Genomic DNA, 18,056 nt, shown 5'->3' on the forward strand with positions numbered 1-18,056 from the left:
CTTGATGAGCCGTCTGCTGGCCCCCTGCGCCTTGGCGCTGAGCCTCGCCGCCTGCTCGCCCGGGACTGACACCCAGGCGGGCAAAACCCTGAACATTGCGTTCTTTGGCGATAACACCACCCTGGTCAGCGTCGACCCGTTCCAGGTGTATTGGCTGGAACACCGCGTGCTGCTGCGCAACGTCGCCGAGTCCCTGACCGACCAGGACCCGCAGACCGGCAAGATCATTCCCTGGCTGGCCAAACGCTGGGAAGTCAGTGACGACGCGCTGACCTATACCTTTCACCTGCGTGAGGACGTCACCTTCAGCAACGGCGAGCGCTTCGATGCCAAGGCGGTGAAAACCGCGTTCGACAGCGACAAAGCACTGGCCACCGAGCTACCCGCCACCTTCGGTGCCACCTACTTGGCAGGTTACGACCATGCTGAAGTGGTCGATGACTTCACCGTCAAGCTGGTGCTGTCCAAGCCCAATGCGGGCTTCCTGCAGGCGACGTCCACCACCAACCTGGCGATCCTCGCGCCCGCCTCCTACGCACTGACGGTCAAAGAGCGCTCCCTGGGCAAGATCATCGGCACCGGCCCGTTCGTGCTGGCCAGCTACACGCCAGAAGTCGGGGCGCACCTGACCAAGCGCAAGGGTTACGCCTGGGCCTCCGCGAATATGAAAAACCAGGGCGAAGCACACCTGGATGCGGTAGACATCAGCTACATCCCCGAAGAAAGCGTGCGCAACGGTCTGTTCCTGCAAGGCAAGACCGACATCCTGTGGCCGCGCAACCCGTTCTCGGAAGTTGACCTGAAGTTGTTTCAGTCCAAGGGCGCGACGATCCAGAGCCGTTCGTTGCCGGGGCCGGCGCTGAACCTGTATCCCAACACCCGTGGTGAACGCATCCTGGCTGACAAACAAGTGCGCCTGGCCGTGCAAAAGTCGATTGATCGCAAGAGTTACGCCAGCACGGTGTACAACGCCGAATTCCCGGTGGTGGACGGCGTGTTTGATGTGACCACTCCGTATGTCAAAAGCCAGGCGGCCAAGCTCGGTTATGACCCGGCCGGTGCAGAACGCCTGCTGGACGAAGCCGGCTGGGCCAAGGGCGCGGATGGCTACCGGCAGAAAAACGGCAAGCGCCTGAGCCTGAGCTATAACATCAGCCCGGCCGAGACTGCCGGCGATGTGCTGATCCAGGACCAACTGCGCAAGGTCGGTATCGAATTGAAACTCAGCGTGGTCACCCGCGCTGAGTGGGTCGCCAACAACTCTGCGGGCAATTACGACCTGACCATCAACTACATGACCCGCGCCGACCCGATCATCCTGCAAACCATCCTCGATCCGCGCAGCGCCAACAGCTCAACCGTGGCCACCAACACCTACGAACCTGCGGTACTGGATAAAGCCAAGGCGTTGTTCGATGCAGGCATCACCGCCACCCAAAGCCCGCAGCGCGCAGCCGCCTACGGCGACCTGCAAGACCTGTTGATTGATGAGAGCTCGGCATTCCCGATCTACGAGCGCGTGTGGCAGGCAGCAACCTCGCCCAAGGTGAAAAACTTCCGCTGGACCGCCGAGGGTTTTGCGCTGTTGGGTGATATCGAGATCGGCACGCCATGAGCCGCTACCTGATCGGTCGGGTCGGCCAGGCGCTGCTGGTGTTGTGGGGTGCCTATAGCATCACGTACTTCATTCTCTATCTGCTGCCGGGCGACACGCTGTCACTGATGCTCAGCGCCTCGGGCATGGAAGCCGACGCGCTGTCGGTAGAAGACCTGGCAAAGGCGCGGGCCTATTACGGTTTGGACAAGGGCGTATTCGAGCAGTATTTCGACCTGCTGTGGGGCGCCGTTCGAGGTGACTTCGGGCAGTCGCTTTCGCTTAACCGCCCGGTCGCCGAGCTGCTGGTTGAACGCCTGCCGCAAACCTTGTCGTTGGCGGGCTTGGCTATCGTCTTGTCGTTGCTGGGCGGTATTGGCCTGGCTTACCTGACCGCCTATATCCGCTGGCAACCGTTGAAGAAAGCGTTGACGCGCTTGCCGTCCCTGGGCTTTTCGGTGCCGGTGTTCTGGATGGGGCTATTGCTGATCCAGGTGTTTGCCTTTGGCCTGGGTTGGTTTCCCGCCACCGGCAGCCGAGGCTTCGAAAGCTTGGTGCTGCCGGCCGTCACCCTGGCCATTCCCAGCGCGGCGGTGTACGCCCAGGTACTGCAACGGAGCTTCCAGGGTGTCTGGAAAGAGTCCTACATCACCACCGCCTACGCCAAGGGCCTCAGCCGGGGTCAGGTGCAGGCGCGCCATGGGTTTAAGAACGCCGCGCTGCCGATCCTCACCCTGATCGGCTTGCAGGTCGGCAATACGGTGTCCGGCGCGGTGCTGGTAGAGACGATTTTTGCGCGATCCGGCATTGGCCGACTCGCCCAGGAGGCCGTGCTGCGCCAGGACATTCCGGTGGTACTGGCCATCGTCGCGGTGTCGGCTGCGGCCTTTGTATTGGTGAACCTGTTGGTCGACCTGCTTTACCCCTGGTTCGACCCGCGCATCTCCCACACGCCAAAGGTGTCTTAGACCATGACCATCCTTGAGCAGAACCTGCGCGGCACAGCCATCCCGGTCAGCCAACCGCTGTGGCGTCGCCGCAGCCGGTTGCAGCACGCGACGGCCGTGTTGTTGCCCTTGCTGCGACGGCCTGGTTTCAGCCTGGCACTGTTGCTGGTGCTCTTCGCACTGGTTTCAGCCGTGGCGCCACACCTACTGACAAGCTTTGACCCCTACGCCACCTCGCCTGTCGACAAGCTGCGCGCACCAGGCCTCACCCATTGGTTTGGCACTGATGAACTGGGCCGTGACCTGTTTACCCGCGTGGTCTACGGCTCAAGCCTATCGATGCTGGCCGCCTCGCTGGCCGTCGGCATCGCCCTGCTCGGCGGCTTGGGGCTGGGCATTCTGTCGGGCTTTGCCGGCGGGCGTATCGACTCGGTGATCATGCGCTTCGTCGATGTGCTGCTGGCCTTGCCAGGCGTGCTGCTGGCCCTGGCGATTGTCACCGCGATCGGCTTCGGCACCGTACCGGTGGCCATCGCGGTGGGCGTCGGCATTATTCCGGGGTTCGCCCGCACCACCCGCGCCGAGGTGCTGCGGGTCAAGACGTTGCCCTATGTGGAAGCCGCGCGCCTGGGCGGTGCAAGTTGGAGCCGTACCTTGCTGCGCCACATCCTGCCGAATGCCTGGGGCCCGGTGGCGGTGTTGGCGACGCTCGACTTTGGCGCTGCAATCCTGGCGACTGCGGGGCTGAGCTTCCTCGGTTTTGGCGCGGTGCCTCCCGCCGCAGAATGGGGCACCTTGATCGCCAACGGCCGGCACTTTCTGATCACCGCCCCCTGGGTGTCCCTGTTGCCCGGCCTGTTTCTGGTGGCCGTGGTGTTCAGTCTCAACCATATCGCCCGCACCTTCGAGGAGACCTCGCGATGAATGATCTAGTGGATGTTCGCCAACTCAGTGTCAGCTATCGGCACGGCAACACAGCCGTCAATCGCCTGTCCCTGAGCATTCTCCAGGGCGAGACCGTGGCGATTGTCGGTGAGTCCGGCTCGGGTAAATCGACCCTGGCCAACGCGATCCTGGGTCTATTGCCGGAGAGTGCGCAGATCAGCGCCGGCCAACTGTGGGTAGACGGCCAGGACCTGACCCACGCCAATGAACGCCAAAAACGTGCCTTGCGCGGCCGCACCATCGGCTTGGTGCCCCAGGACCCGATGGTCAGCCTCAACCCCACATTGCGCGTGGGCCAGCAAATCGCCGAGGCGCTGATCCTGGCCAAGGGCAAACGCTACTCCGCTGTCGATGCGGACATTGTCGAGCTGCTGCAACAGGTGGGCATCGACAAACCCGTGCTGCGCGCCCGTCAGTATCCCCATGAACTGTCCGGCGGCATGCGCCAGCGCGTGCTGATCGCCATTGCCTTGGCCGGCAACCCGCGCCTGATCATCGCCGACGAGCCCACCAGCGCCCTCGACGTCACCGTGCAGCGCAAGATCCTCGACCATCTGCAACAGCTGGTCAGCGAGCGCGGCATTTCGCTGTTGATCATCACCCACGACTTGGGTGTGGCCACCGACCGCGCCGACCGGATCCTGGTGATGCAACAAGGCGAACTGGTCGAACAGGGGCCGCCACGGCAGATTCTCTATGCCCCGCAGCACGACTACACCCGCGCGCTGATTGCCGCCGCGCCCGCGTTTGCCAAGCGTCGTGAACCGTTGGTGCGGGTTGATCCGGCACAACAGCCGATATTGCGCCTGCAAAACGTGGGCAAGACGTTTGCGCTGCCCAAGGTAAAAGGTGAGCAGTCGACTTTTGTGGCGCTTGAAGATCTCAACTTGCAGGTATATCCCGGCCAGACCCTGGCCATCGTCGGCGAATCAGGCTCAGGCAAAAGCACCGCATTGCGCATCGCCCTGGGCTTGGAAAAACCGAGCCAGGGCCAGGTCTGGTTCGAACAGCAGGACGTCACGCACCTGAGCTGGCGCGACTTCCGCCCGCTGCGCCAGCGCCTGCAACTGGTGCAGCAAAACCCGTTCGCCGCGCTGGACCCGCGCTTCACGGTGTTCGATAGCATTGTCGAACCCCTGGTGTCCTTCGGCTTGCTCAAAGGCCCGGACCTGGAACAGGCTGCGCGCGAGTTGATCTCCCGCGTACACCTGCCGATCAGCTACCTGGATCGCCTGCCACGCGAGCTGTCCGGCGGCCAATGCCAACGCGTCGCTATCGCCAGAGCCCTGGCCTTGAAGCCGGACCTGTTGCTGTTGGACGAGCCGGTCAGTGCGCTTGATGTGTCGGTGCAGGCGCACATTCTGGATCTGCTGGAAGAGCTGCAACGGGAGATGGGCATCGCCTATGTGCTGGTGTCCCACGACTTGTCGGTGGTGGCCAATTTTGCGCATGAGGTGTTGGTGCTGCGCAATGGCAAGGTAGTCGAACAAGGCAGCGTGGAGCGGATCTTCAACCATCCCGCCAGCGAATACACTCGTGAATTGATCGCTGCGATCCCTGGCCGACACGTCGCCACAAGGGCGGCATAATCAAGACGCGCTCGCGCGAACACCGGCGAGCGCGCGAGTTCCTTGCAGCCCTTGCAACAGTCCTTTGCCATCAAGCCCATTGATAGCCTCCTAACGAAACCCCCATGCTAGAGGGCTAAGCCCGCGCTTATATCATTCCGAATGATAGTTACCTTTGCTTCATTCGATTCGTGACATAGCACATCGCCGCGCATGATCCGCCCATCTCAAATACATTGGCGGATGCACCTCATGGAACAGTCACTCAAACATTTGCGCTTCCCCCTGGCGATTCTGGCCGTGGTGGTGATGAGTGCGTGCGGCAAGACCCCGGACCAAGCGGCCGCCATGCCAGCGGCCAAAGTCAGCGTGGCCAAGGTGCTGGAGCAACCGGTCAACGAGTGGGATGAATTCACTGGTCGTCTGGAAGCCCCGGAAACCGTGCAGATTCGTCCGCGCGTGTCTGGCCAGATTGACCAAGTCGCTTTCACCGAAGGCGCTTTGGTCAAGAAAGGCGACCTGCTGTTCCAGATCGACCCACGTCCGTTCCAGGCTGAAGTGCGTCGCCTTGAAGCCCAGTTGCAACAAACCCGCGCCGCGGCCACCCGCAGCGATAACGAAGCGCAACGCGGCGAACGCCTGCGCCAGAGCAATGCGATTTCCGCCGAACTGGCCGACTCGCGCACCACCGCCGCCCAGGAAGCCCGCGCCGCTGTCGCCGGGATCCAGGCGCAGTTGGACCTGGCCAAGCTGAACCTGAGCTTTACCCGCGTCACGTCGCCGATCAGCGGCCGTGTCAGCCGTGCCGAAATCACGGCCGGCAACCTGGTGACCGCCGATGTCACCGCGCTGACCAGCGTGGTCTCGACCGACAAGGTCTACGCCTACTTCGATGCCGATGAGCGCGTATTCCTCAAGTACACCGAACTGGCTCGCCAAGGCCGTCGCGGTGCGACCACCCCGGTGTACCTGGGCCTGTCCAACGAAACCGGCAACCCGCACCTGGGCCAGATGAACTTCGTCGACAACCAGGTCAATCCGGCCACCGGTACCATCCGTGGTCGCGCCGTGTTCGATAACAGCAAGGGCGAATACACCCCTGGCCTGTACGCCCGCCTGAAGCTGGTCGGCAGCGGCACCTACTCCGCCGTGCTGATCAACGACGAAGCCGTCGGCACCGACCTCGGCAAGAAGTTCGTGCTGGTGATGGAAGGCGACAAGCCGGCGTATCGCTCGGTAGAACTGGGGCCGAAAATCGAAGGTTTGCGCATCGTGCGCAGTGGCCTGAATAAAGAAGACACCATCATCGTCAAGGGCCTGCAACGCGTGCGCCCAGGCTCGCCGGTCGCTCCGGAAACCATTCCGATGGCCAGCAAGGAAACCCTCGCCGCCTTGGCCCAACAACGACAAGCGCTTGAAGCCAGCAACCTGGAACAAGTGGCGCCGGATAAAGCCGCGCCCAAACTTGCCAGCGCTGCGACTCCACGCGGTTAAGGGATACGACTCAAGATGAATTTTTCCAAGTTCTTCATTTCGCGGCCGATCTTCGCAGCAGTGCTTTCGCTGCTGATCCTGATCGCCGGCGCGATCTCGCTGTTCCAATTGCCGATCAGCGAATACCCGGAAGTGGTGCCGCCGACCGTCGTGGTCCGTGCCAACTTCCCGGGCGCCAACCCCAAAGTCATCGGTGAAACCGTGGCCGCGCCGCTGGAGCAGGCGATCACCGGCGTCGAGAACATGCTGTACATGTCCTCGCAGTCGACCGCCGACGGCAAGCTGACCCTGACCATCACCTTCGCCCTGGGCACCGACCTAGACAACGCGCAGGTGCAAGTGCAAAACCGCGTGACCCGGACTCAGCCGAAACTGCCTGAGGAAGTGACGCGCATTGGTATTACCGTGGACAAGGCCTCCCCCGACCTGACCATGGTGGTGCACTTGACCTCCCCGGATCAGCGCTACGACATGCTTTACCTGTCCAACTACGCCTTGCTTAACGTGAAGGATGAGCTGGCACGGCTGGGCGGTGTAGGCGACGTGCAACTGTTCGGTATGGGCGACTACTCCCTGCGGGTGTGGCTGGACCCGAACAAGACCGCTTCGCGCAACCTGACGGCCACTGACGTGGTGACGGCAATCCGTGAGCAGAACCGCCAGGTGGCCGCTGGTGCCCTGGGTGCGCAACCGGCACCGACCGCCACCGCGTTCCAGTTGTCGGTGAACACCCAAGGTCGCCTGGTGACCGAGGAAGAGTTCGAGAACATTATTATTCGCTCGGGCGCTAACGGTGAAATCACCCGCCTCAAAGACATCGCACGGGTGGAGCTGGGCTCCAGCCAATACGCCCTGCGTTCGTTGCTGAACAACCAGCCGGCCGTGGCGATCCCGATCTTCCAGCGCCCTGGCTCCAACGCGATCGAGATCTCCAACGAAGTGCGCGGCAAGATGGAAGAGCTGAAAAAGAGCTTCCCGCAAGGCATGGACTACAGCATCGTCTATGACCCGACCATCTTTGTGCGTGGCTCCATCGAGGCAGTGGTGCATACCCTGTTCGAAGCGCTGATCCTGGTTGTGTTGGTGGTGATCCTGTTCCTGCAGACCTGGCGCGCCTCGATCATTCCGTTGGTGGCGGTGCCGGTATCGTTGATCGGTACGTTTGCGGTGATGCACCTGTTCGGCTTTTCGCTCAACGCGCTGTCGCTGTTCGGCCTGGTATTGGCGATTGGTATCGTGGTGGACGACGCCATCGTGGTGGTGGAGAACGTCGAGCGCAACATCGAGCTGGGCCTGGAACCGTTCCCGGCCACTGAAAAGGCCATGAGCGAAGTGACCGGCCCGATCATCGCCACCGCGTTGGTGCTGTGTGCGGTGTTCATCCCGGCTGCATTCATCAGCGGCTTGACCGGACAGTTCTATAAACAGTTCGCCCTGACTATTGCGATCTCGACGGTGATCTCGGCGTTCAACTCGCTGACCTTGTCCCCTGCCCTGGCCGCCGTGTTGCTGCGCAGCCATGACGCGCCGAAGGATCGTTTCTCCAAGATTCTCGACAAGCTGTTTGGTGGCTGGTTGTTCAAACCGTTCAACCGTTTCTTTGACAAAGCCAGCCACGGCTACGTCGGTACCGTACGCAGGGTGATTCGCGGTAGCGGTATCGCATTGTTCCTGTATGCCGGCTTGATGGTGCTGACCTGGTTCGGTTTTGCCCACACCCCGACCGGTTTCGTACCGGCCCAGGACAAGCAATACCTGGTGGCCTTCGCCCAATTGCCGGACGCCGCGAGCCTGGACCGTACCGAAGACGTGATCAAGCGCATGTCCGACATCGCGCTGAAGCAACCGGGTGTGGAAGCCGCCGTGGCGTTCCCGGGTCTGTCGATCAACGGTTTCACCAACAGCCCGAACAGCGGCATCGTGTTTGTGACCTTGAAACCTTTCGACGAGCGCAAAGACCCGAGCATGTCAGCGGGTGCGATTGCCGGCGCGTTGAACGGTAAATACAGCGAAATCCAGGAAGCCTACATGGCGATCTTCCCACCGCCGCCGGTACAGGGCCTGGGTACGATTGGTGGTTTCCGCCTGCAGATCGAAGACCGTGGCAACCTGGGTTATGACGAGCTGTACAAAGAAGTGCAGAACATCATCACCAAGAGCCGCACCACGCCGGAGCTGTTCGGCCTGTTCACCAGCTACACGGTCAACGTGCCCCAGGTCGATGCTGCCATCGACCGTGAAAAGGCCAAGACCCACGGCGTGGCGATCAGCGACATCTTCGACACCCTGCAGATCTACCTGGGCTCGCTGTATGCCAACGACTTCAACCGCTTCGGCCGGACCTACCAGGTCAACGTGCAGGCTGAGCAGCAGTTCCGCCTGGATGAAGACCAGATCGGCCAGCTGAAAGTGCGCAACAACAAAGGCGAGATGATCCCGCTGGCGACCTTCATCAAGGTCAGCGACACCTCGGGTCCGGACCGCGTGATGCACTACAACGGCTTCATCACCGCAGAAATCAACGGCAACGCTGCACCGGGCTACAGCTCGGGCCAGGCGGAAGCTGCGATCGAGAAACTGCTGAAAGAAGAACTGCCGAACGGCATGACCTACGAGTGGACTGACCTGACCTATCAGCAAATCCTCTCGGGTAATACCGCGCTGTTCGTGTTCCCGCTCTGCGTACTGCTGGCGTTCCTGGTTCTGGCCGCCCAATACGAAAGCTGGAGCCTGCCATTGGCGGTGATCCTGATCGTACCGATGACCCTGCTGTCGGCGATTACCGGGGTGATCATCTCGGGCGGCGACAACAACATCTTCACCCAGATCGGCTTGATCGTACTGGTGGGCCTGGCGTGTAAGAACGCGATTCTGATCGTCGAGTTCGCCAAGGACAAACAGGCAGAAGGCCTCGACCCGCTCGCTGCGGTACTGGAAGCCTGCCGTCTGCGTCTGCGGCCGATCCTGATGACCTCGTTCGCTTTCATCATGGGTGTCGTGCCACTGGTTTTGTCCAGCGGTGCCGGTGCCGAGATGCGTCATGCCATGGGCGTGGCGGTGTTCTCCGGGATGATCGGTGTGACCTTCTTCGGTCTGTTGCTGACACCAGTGTTCTACGTACTGATCCGTCGCTATGTGGAGCGCCAAGAGGCACGCAAAGCGGCCAAGGCCTTGAAGCTGGAGACACAGCAATGAGTGTGAAAGTATTCCTGCCGAGCTTGCTGGTACTGGCGCTGAGCGCCTGTGCCGTGGGCCCGGACTACAAAGCCCAGACCCCGGAGGCGGCCAATATCACGGCCGCTGCCGATGCCAAAACGTATGACCACGCCAAGTTCGAAGGCATCTGGTGGCAGCAGTTCGAAGACCCGACCCTCAACCAGTTGGTGACCCAATCGCTGCAAGGCAACCGTGATTTGCGCGTCGCTTTTGCCCGTCTGCGGGCGGCCCGCGCGATTCGCGATGACGCCAGCAATGACGCCATGCCGACCATCACCAGCCGGGTCAGCAGTGACCAGGGCAAAGGCCAGATTCCGGGCCAGACCACCAGTCGCGTCAAGACCGAGCGTTACGACCTCGGCCTGGACATGGCCTGGGAACTGGACCTGTTCGGTCGCATCCAGCGCAACCTGGAAGCCACCGACGCCGACCAGCAGGCTGCCGAGGCTGACTTGTACCAGCTGCAAGTCACCATGATTGCCGAACTGGTGGATGCCTACGGTCAACTGCGTGGTGCGCAACTGCGTGAACGCATTGCCTTGGACAATCTGAAGAACCAGCAGGAATCGCGCACCATCACGGTCAGCCTGCGGGATGCCGGTGTGGGCGACCAACTTGACGTGGAGCGTGCTGACGCACGCCTCGCGGCCGTCGAAGCCAGCGTGCCGCAACTGCAGGCCGAGCAAGTGCGCGAGCGTAACCGCATCGCCACCCTCCTCGGCCAGCGTCCCGACAAGCTGACCGTCGACCTGGGTCCGAAAGACCTGCCGGCGATTGCCAAGGCGTTGCCGATTGGCGATCCAGGGCAACTGTTGCAACGTCGTCCGGACATCCTCAGCGCCGAACGCAAACTGGCCGCCGCCACCGCGCGTATCGGCGTGGCCAAGGCCGACCTGTTCCCGCGGGTCAGCCTCAGCGGCTTCCTTGGCTTTACCGCCGGGCGTGGCTCGCAGATCGGCTCGTCCGCCGCGAATGCCTGGGCCCTGGGCCCAAGCATCACCTGGGCAGCCTTCGACCTGGGCAGCGTGCGCGCCCGTTTGCGCGGCGCCGATGCCGAGGCAGATGGCGCACTGGCGACCTACGAACAGCAAGTGTTGTTGGCCCTGGAAGAGTCCGAGAACGCCTTCAGCGACTACGGCAAGCGTCAGCAACGTTTGGTTTCGCTGATCCGCCAAAGCGAATCCAGCCGCGCCGCCGCCGACCTCGCCGCAATCCGCTACCGCGAAGGCACCGTGGACTTCCTGGTACTGCTCGACGCGCAACGTGAGCGCCTGGCCGCCGAAGACTCCCAGGCCCAGGCCGAAGTGGACCTGTATCGCGGCATTGTTGCGATCTACAAGGCCCTGGGTGGTGGTTGGAAGCCGGATACGGTGGTCGCCAGCGCCAAGTGATGTAAAGAGCTCCTTTGGTTGGTCGCATCCAGCCAATTTTTTGCCCCGTGGTCCATTCGGTCACGGGGCTTTTTTTGGTCCTTGATTAACGCGCTTCACCCAGAATCAAACTCCGATAATGCCCCGGATTCGACCCACTCCACTTACGAAACGCCTTGTAAAACGAACTCGTATCAGCAAACCCCAGCCGCGCCGCAATCTCGGCAAAGCTGATCTGTGGTTCCGCCAACCATACAATCGCCAATTCCTTACGCACGCTGTCCTTGAGGCCCTGATAGGTCTGCCCTTCTTCTGCCAGGCGACGGCGCAAGGTTGAGGCCGAGATGCACAGGCTGACCGCGAGGCCTTCGGTTTCCGGCCAGGTATCGGGGGGCAATTGGCGCAGGTCGTGCTTGATGCGGGTGGCGAGGCTGTCGGGGTCGCGGTACTTGACCAGGATATTGGCCGGTGCGTGGGCCAGGAAACGCTTGAGTTCTTCCGGGGTACGCTTGATAGGCAGGGCCAGGCAGTCGGCGGAGAAGATCATGCGTGTGCGGGGTCGGTCGAAACGCAGGTTGTCGGAGAACATCACCTGGTAGTCGTCGCAGAAGTGCGGCTTTGCGCAGCGCAACTCAATCGCCAGGATTGGAATACGGCGTCCTGCCAGCCAACAGGCCACGCCGTGGACGATCATCCAGTAAGTGAAGTAGGTGAAGGCTCGATTGGGTTCCGCCTCGGGCTCAACCAACACAATTTCCGCCAAGCTTTGCTGACGCACCAACTCCGCCGGCAGGCGGTCCAGCATCAGTGACAGGAACCCCAGCCCGGTCTCCAGGGCAGTGGCAAGCGTTGGCTGCGCCATTGCAGCACGGCAGAGAAACGCCAGGCTGCCGGACCTCAGCTTGCGCGGGTCCATCCCGAAGAACTCATCGTCGGTGCGCCGTGCCAGAAGACGCCATAGTCGTGCGTAGGTGGTGGCCGAAACCCGTGCGGCAGGCTCGGCCAGCCACTGCGGGTCAATGCCGGCTTTATGCAGCACGTCGGCACGGGCCACATCGCCGTCGCAGCTTTGCAACAAGGCTTCACGCACAAGATGAATGGAGATGGTGTCTTTTTCCGACATGGTGGACCGCGTATCCAGAGCTGCGCAAAGAATGGCACGCATCATAAGGGTGGACGCGCATTGCCACCACCGTTCAGCCACTGTTCAGCAAACGTCAAGAATTGTTGTTTAGCAATGAGTATCATTATGTTACAACTTAGCACCCTATCTAGTTGTGACGCGGTGCCGAATGCTCGTTCCTTTCCTCATCATGCTGCGCGAAGGCATTGAAGCCGCATTGATCGTTGGCATTATCGCCAGCTACCTGCAACAGACCGGCCGTGGCCAGTGGATGCCCGCCGTGTGGATCGGTGTATTTCTCGCCGCCGCACTGGCCCTGCTGGTCGGCGGCGGCCTGGAACTGGTCAGCGCCGAATTCCCGCAAAAGCAGCAGGAACTGTTCGAAGGCATCGTCGGCCTGGTCGCCGTGGGTATCCTCAGTTCCATGGTGTTCTGGATGCGCAAGGTGGCGCGCTCCATCAAGCATTCCCTGCACGAATCCCTCGATCACGCGCTGGCCGGTTCCAAACACCAGGTCACCGCGCTGATTCTCATGGTGTTTTTCGCCGTGGCCCGTGAGGGCCTGGAAACCGTGTTCTTCCTGCTGGCCGTGTTCCAACAGAGTGAAGGCCCAGGCGCGCCGATTGGCGCCCTGCTCGGCCTGATCCTGGCGATCATCGTCGGTTTCCTGATCTACACCGGCAGCATGCGCCTGAACCTGGGCGCGTTTTTCCGCTGGACCGGCCTGTTTATCCTCGTCGTGGCCGCCGGCATCCTCGCCAATTCAGTGCAAGCCCTGCACGAAGCGGGCGTATGGAATCACTTGCAAACCGTGCTGTTCGACTTCAGCGCCGCACTGCCCATGGACAGCCCGTTGGGCTCGGTACTGGCCGGCATGTTCGGCTACCAGGAAGCGCCGACCATCAGCACCCTCGGCGCCTACCTGATTTACCTGGTGGTGGCGCTGGTGATGTTCTTCCTGCCCGCCGCACCGTCCAAGCCTGCCGCCTCGCCCTCTTCCGTTTCCAGCCAGTAAGGACCGCCTCTTGTCCAAGCCTACTCCTCAACCCTCCTCGCCACCCCGCGCCCTGCGCTGGGCAGTGGCGGGTTCGGTGGTCGTGATGATCGCCGCCGGAGGCCTGTTTTATTACGCCTCGCAACTGGCGGCCAGCAAGCGCCAGACCAACCACAATGAAATCGCCGTGACCATCCATGGCCACGCCTGCGAACCGAATGAACTGACGGTGCCCGCCGGCCGCGCCAGCTTTCGCATCATCAACCGGTCCGACCGTGCGGTGGAATGGGAAATCCTCGACGGCGTGCTGGTGGTCGAAGAGCGCGAAAACATCGCCCCCGGCCTGAGCCAGGTGATCAACGCCAACCTGCTGCCCGGCGACTACGCGATCACCTGCGGCCTGCTGAGCAACCCGCGCGGCACCTTGCACGTAACGCCGACCGCCGAGTCCGACGCACAAGCCAAGGCCAAGCCGTCGATGGTGGCGTTTATCGGGCCACTGTCGGAATTCCGCGTGTACCTGAGCAGCCAAGGCAGCGCCTTGGTCAAGGCCGTCACCGCCTTGCAACAGGCCGTCGACGCCGGCGACCTGGCCCAGGCTCAAGCGCTCTATGTTCCAGCGCGCGAGGCTTACCAACGACTGGCCCCCGCGTCGCAACGCCTGGCCGAGTTGGACAACTCGATCAACGCCCGCGCCGACTACTTTGAAAAGCGCGAGCAGGACCCAGCCTTCAGCGGCTTCCACCGCCTCGAATACAGCCTGTTCCAGCAACACACCCTCGACGGCCTGGCGCCGGTTGCCCAGCGCCTGCTGACCGACGTCACCACGCTCAAGCAACAATTACTCGCCCAGTCGCTGCCGCCGGAGCAACTGGTGAGCATTGTGGTGCGCAACCTCAACAGCCTGGCCGATGTACGTGCCATCAGCGGTGAAGAGGAGCGCTACAGCCACGTCGACCTCAATGGTTTCGCCGCCAACCTGGAAGCTGCCCACAAGGTTGTCGACCTGATGCGCCCACTGCTGAGCAAGTCTGCCGCCGACCTGCTGCCCAAGGTCGACAGCGCCCTCGCCGCCTTTGATGCCGAACTCCAGGTCTTCAAGGTCGACAAGGGTTACGCCACCTACGACAGCGTAACCGCCGATCAGCGCAAGCAGATCGCCGACAAGGCCAAGGCTCTGGCCGCTGCACTCGATGGAATCGACCCCGCCCTTGGCCTCTCCGGCCTGCAGTGAAGACGACCGCACACATGAGTGATTCAGAACAATTTGACCTTACTCGCCGCCGTGTCCTGCTGGGCATGGCCGCCACCGGCGCCGCCATTGCCGGTAGCACCCTGACCTGCCCGGCCATGGCCGCCGAGCAAGTCACCACCGCACCGCGCAGCGACAAGACCCAGGACCACCACGATTTCTTCGGCAAGCACCAGAGCGGCATCGTCACCCCGCGCCCGGCGTGCGGGATGCTTGTGGCGTTCGATGTATTGGCCAGTGATCGTGAGGACCTGGAGCGGCTGTTCCGTACCTTGAACGAACGCATCGCTTTCCTGATGACCGGCGGCACCGTGCCGCAAGTCGACCCGAAACTGCCGCCGACCGATTCCGGCATCCTCGGCCCGGTGGTCACGCCGGACAACCTGACCATTACCGTGTCTGTGGGCGAATCCCTGTTCGATGAGCGCTTCGGCCTCACCGCCGTCAAGCCCAAGCGACTGAGCCGCATGGTCGGTTTTCCCAACGATGCGCTGGAACCGGCTCAGTGCCACGGCGACCTGAGCCTGCAATTCAGCTCCAACACGCCGGACACCAATATCCACGCCCTGCGCGACATTGTGAAGAACCTGCCCGATCTGCTGCTGGTGCGCTGGAAGCAGGAAGGCAGCGTGCCGCCCCAGGCACCGAGCAAACCCGGCGAGCCTGCGCAGAGTGCGCGCAACTTCCTGGGTTTCCGTGACGGTTCGGCCAACCCGAACTCCAACGACGCCAAGGCCATGGACCAGATTGTGTGGGTGCAGCCTGGCAGCGACGAACCGGCCTGGGCGGCCAACGGCAGCTATCAGGCGGTGCGCATCATCCGCAACTTCGTCGAGCGTTGGGACCGTACCCCACTGCAAGAACAGGAAAGCATTATCGGCCGCGTCAAACCGACCGGCGCGCCCATGGACGGCGACAAAGAAACCCAAGTGCCCGACTACAGCAAGGACCCGGAAGGCAAAGTGACCAAGCTCGATGCCCACATCCGCCTGGCCAACCCGCGCACCCCGCAGACTCAGGCCAACCTGATCCTGCGCCGGCCGTTCAACTACTCCAACGGCGTCAACAAAAACGGTCAGCTGGACATGGGGCTGTTGTTCATCTGCTACCAGGCTGACCTGGAGAAAGGCTTTATCAGCGTGCAAACCCGGCTCAACGGCGAGCCTCTGGAGGAATACCTCAAGCCGGTCGGCGGCGGGTACTTCTTCACCTTGCCGGGGGTCACCGGGCCCAAGGATTTCATCGGCCGCACGCTGCTGGCTGCAACGCACCCTCACACCACTGCCCATACCTAAAACAAACCCAGAGCGGAAATCGTCCCATGAAAAAGTCGTCTATCGCGTTGTCGTTGTTGCTGACCCTTTCGCCGCTGGCAGCCTTCGCCGCTACCGCACCGCTGGACCTGGTAGGGCCGGTGTCGGACTACAAGATCTACGTCACCGAAGAAATCGGCGAGCTGGTCACCCAGACCCAAGCCTTCACCGACGCCATCAACAAGGGCGACCTGGCCACCGCCAAGAAACTCTACGCGCCGACCCGTGTGCACTATGAGTCCATCGAGCCGATCGCCGAGCTGTTCAGCGACCTCGATGCGTCCATCGATTCGCGCGTCGACGACCACGAAAAAGGCGTGACCGCCGAAGACTTCACCGGCTTCCACCGCATTGAGTACGCGCTGTTCTCGCAGAACACCACCAAGGGCCTGGAAGCGTTGACGGCCAAGCTCAACACCGACGTCAACGACCTCAAGACCCGCGTCGACGGCCTGACCTTCCCACCGGAGAAAGTCGTCGGCGGCGCTGCAGCCCTGCTCGAAGAAGTTGCCGCCACCAAGATCTCCGGCGAAGAAGATCGCTACAGCCACACCGACCTGTATGACTTCCAGGGCAACATCGACGGCGCGAAGAAAATCGTCGACCTGTTCCGTGGCCAGATCGAGAAACAAGACAAAGCGTTCCTGGCCAAGGTCGACAAGAACTTCGCCACCGTGGACAAGATCCTGGCCAAGTACAAGACCAAGGACGGTGGTTTCGAGACCTACGACAAGGTCAAGGAAAACGACCGCAAGGCTCTGGTGGGCCCGGTCAACACCCTGGCGGAAGACCTGTCTACCTTGCGCGGCAAGCTGGGCTTGAACTAAGCGACACACAAAAAAAGACCCAGCGCCTGTTGAAGGCGCTGGGTCTTTTTTTGCCCGCAGGTTTACAGGATGCGGTACAGCAAGCGTTCGATCCGCACACGGCTGACACGGCGCAGGAACTTGCCTACTGCCTCCGGGTAGTCCAGCAGCGTTTGCAGGTCCTGATAACGCTCGATCCGCGTGGTGTGCTGGAAAATCTGCGCCAACTCAGTGCGTCGCGGCGCCAGCCATTCACTTTTGGGATCATCGATCAACAAGGCGTTTTCCAGGTCGAGGCGGAACGCGCGCGGGTTGAGGTTGTTGCCGGTGAGCAAGGTGTAGCGCTGGTCGACCCACATGCCCTTGAGGTGGTAAGTGTTATCGCCGTCACGCCACAGGTGCAGGTTCAACTGGCCGCTGTCGATCATCGGCTGATGGCGTTTGGCAAAGCGGCGCAGGCTGATTTCGTAGAGGTAGGGCAGCGCCGCAATGACCTTGAACGGCTCGCTGGGCGGGATGTAGAAGTCGTTGGCGGTCTTGTCGCCGACGACGATGTCGATCTTCACCCCGCGCGCCAGGGCGCGGTTGATTTCGCGGGTCACCGGCAGCGGCAGGTTGAAGTACGGGGTGCAGATGGTCAGCTGATGCTGGGCGCTGGCGATCAGTTCGAGAATCACCCGGTTCAGGGGGTTGTTCTTGCCGACCCCGAGCAAAGGGCTGACTGACAGGTGACCATTGGGCAGTTGCCCGGCCGTGGTGTCGTAAGCCGCGTGCTTCAGGCGGCTGCGCAGATCGCCGATGTCGTTGCGCAGGCTGCGGGTGGTGGGCGGGTTGGGCAGGTCCAGGCGATTGACCGCCTTGGACGCCACCAAACCGTGCTCCACCAGATGCTGCATGGAATCGGCAAGCGCTTTGTTGTGAATCAAGTGGTAGCGGTCGAAGCGGTACTTTTCGAACTTGTGAAGGTACACGTTGTTCAGGCTGGCGCCGCTGTACAGCACCGTGTCGTCGATCACAAAGCCCTTGAGGTGCAGCACACCGAACAACTCGCGGGTTTGTACCGGCACGCCGTACACCGGCACTTCGCTGCTGTGGCTTTGAGTCATGGCCTGGTACCAGGCACTGTTGCCCGGTTGTTTGCCGGCGCCGATCAAACCACGCTGGGCGCGCAACCAGTCGACCACCACCACGATGTCCAACGCCGGGCGTGCAGCCTTGGCGGCGTGCAGGGCGTCGTAGATTTCCTGCCCCGCTTCGTCCTGCTGCAAGTACAGCGCGACGATATAGATGCGCCGGGTGGCCTGGGCAATTTTCTCCAGCAGGCAGCGACGATAAGCGTCGGCGCCGGACAGCACCTCAAGGGCATCAGGAGTGAGGGGGAAACCGCGCAGTTTGGGCAACAGGGAGCGTTTGAAGAACGACGGCATAAGGCTC

General features: G+C 62.0%; 13 protein-coding genes. 11 read left to right on the top strand and 2 right to left on the bottom strand.

Translation table 11 applies throughout. The annotated features are described in order from the left end of the window. The first annotated feature begins 4 nt into the window (after positions 1-4). The 7 genes from ACP7EW_RS23635 to ACP7EW_RS23665 all read left to right on the top strand — a co-directional run bounded on the left by ACP7EW_RS23635 (position 5) and on the right by ACP7EW_RS23665 (position 11,155). A complete protein-coding gene (locus ACP7EW_RS23635; protein ID WP_426220309.1) occupies positions 5-1,615 on the top strand; it encodes an ABC transporter substrate-binding protein in 1,611 nt (536 codons plus the stop codon). Then, complete coding sequence (locus ACP7EW_RS23640; RefSeq protein WP_033901150.1) at positions 1,612-2,562, top strand: ABC transporter permease; 951 nt, start codon at positions 1,612-1,614, stop codon at positions 2,560-2,562. Before ACP7EW_RS23635 ends, ACP7EW_RS23640 begins: the two co-directional genes overlap by 4 nt. A gap of 3 nt (positions 2,563-2,565) precedes the next feature. Next, entirely contained in the window at positions 2,566-3,465 is a 900-nt protein-coding gene (locus ACP7EW_RS23645; protein WP_426220161.1) for an ABC transporter permease, read from the top strand. After that, positions 3,462-5,075 carry a dipeptide ABC transporter ATP-binding protein gene (locus tag ACP7EW_RS23650; protein ID WP_426220163.1) on the top strand — a complete coding sequence of 538 codons (1,614 nt, stop codon included), beginning with the start codon at positions 3,462-3,464 and terminating at the stop codon, positions 5,073-5,075. The genes ACP7EW_RS23645 and ACP7EW_RS23650 overlap by 4 nt, the downstream gene beginning before the upstream one ends. A gap of 231 nt (positions 5,076-5,306) precedes the next feature. Beyond that, complete coding sequence (gene mexE / locus ACP7EW_RS23655; RefSeq protein ID WP_033901191.1) at positions 5,307-6,548, top strand: multidrug efflux RND transporter periplasmic adaptor subunit MexE; 1,242 nt, start codon at positions 5,307-5,309, stop codon at positions 6,546-6,548. A 15-nt stretch (positions 6,549-6,563) separates the two neighbouring features. Next, positions 6,564-9,743: an efflux RND transporter permease subunit gene (locus ACP7EW_RS23660; protein WP_426220165.1), complete on the top strand. Its 3,180-nt coding sequence runs from the start codon at positions 6,564-6,566 to the stop codon at positions 9,741-9,743. After that, entirely contained in the window at positions 9,740-11,155 is a 1,416-nt protein-coding gene (locus tag ACP7EW_RS23665) for an efflux transporter outer membrane subunit (protein ID WP_038850453.1), read from the top strand. Before ACP7EW_RS23660 ends, ACP7EW_RS23665 begins: the two co-directional genes overlap by 4 nt. Before the next feature lie 85 nt (positions 11,156-11,240). Here ACP7EW_RS23665 and ACP7EW_RS23670 read toward each other — a convergent pair whose 3' ends face one another. Next, on the bottom strand, positions 11,241-12,257 hold the full coding sequence (locus tag ACP7EW_RS23670; protein ID WP_426220168.1) for an AraC family transcriptional regulator: 1,017 nt from the start codon (positions 12,255-12,257) through the stop codon (positions 11,241-11,243). Between the two features lie 169 nt (positions 12,258-12,426). Here ACP7EW_RS23670 and efeU point away from each other — a divergent pair, with 169 nt between their 5' ends. The 4 genes from efeU to efeO (ACP7EW_RS23690) are packed head-to-tail and all read left to right on the top strand — an operon-like array spanning position 12,427 to position 16,643. Continuing rightward, positions 12,427-13,272, top strand: a complete 846-nt coding sequence (efeU, locus tag ACP7EW_RS23675) for an iron uptake transporter permease EfeU (protein ID WP_016979906.1) — start codon at positions 12,427-12,429, stop codon at positions 13,270-13,272. A gap of 10 nt (positions 13,273-13,282) precedes the next feature. Then, positions 13,283-14,485 (top strand): iron uptake system protein EfeO, encoded by a 1,203-nt coding sequence (gene efeO, locus ACP7EW_RS23680; RefSeq protein ID WP_426220170.1) that lies wholly within the window; start codon positions 13,283-13,285, stop codon positions 14,483-14,485. Between the two features lie 14 nt (positions 14,486-14,499). Next, positions 14,500-15,798, top strand: a complete 1,299-nt coding sequence (efeB, locus tag ACP7EW_RS23685; RefSeq protein ID WP_426220172.1) for an iron uptake transporter deferrochelatase/peroxidase subunit — start codon at positions 14,500-14,502, stop codon at positions 15,796-15,798. A 26-nt stretch (positions 15,799-15,824) separates the two neighbouring features. Next, on the top strand, positions 15,825-16,643 hold the full coding sequence (gene efeO / locus ACP7EW_RS23690) for an iron uptake system protein EfeO (RefSeq protein ID WP_016979902.1): 819 nt from the start codon (positions 15,825-15,827) through the stop codon (positions 16,641-16,643). A gap of 62 nt (positions 16,644-16,705) precedes the next feature. Here the strand turns inward: efeO (ACP7EW_RS23690) and pssA are convergent, their stop codons facing one another. Continuing rightward, positions 16,706-18,049: a CDP-diacylglycerol--serine O-phosphatidyltransferase gene (gene pssA, locus ACP7EW_RS23695; protein WP_426220175.1), complete on the bottom strand. Its 1,344-nt coding sequence runs from the start codon at positions 18,047-18,049 to the stop codon at positions 16,706-16,708. Positions 18,050-18,056: the final 7 nt, after the last annotated feature.

The sequence above is a fragment of the Pseudomonas sp. DWRC2-2 genome, from assembly GCF_049897885.1.
GTDB classification, from domain to species: Bacteria; Pseudomonadota; Gammaproteobacteria; order Pseudomonadales; family Pseudomonadaceae; genus Aquipseudomonas; species Aquipseudomonas azotoformans_A.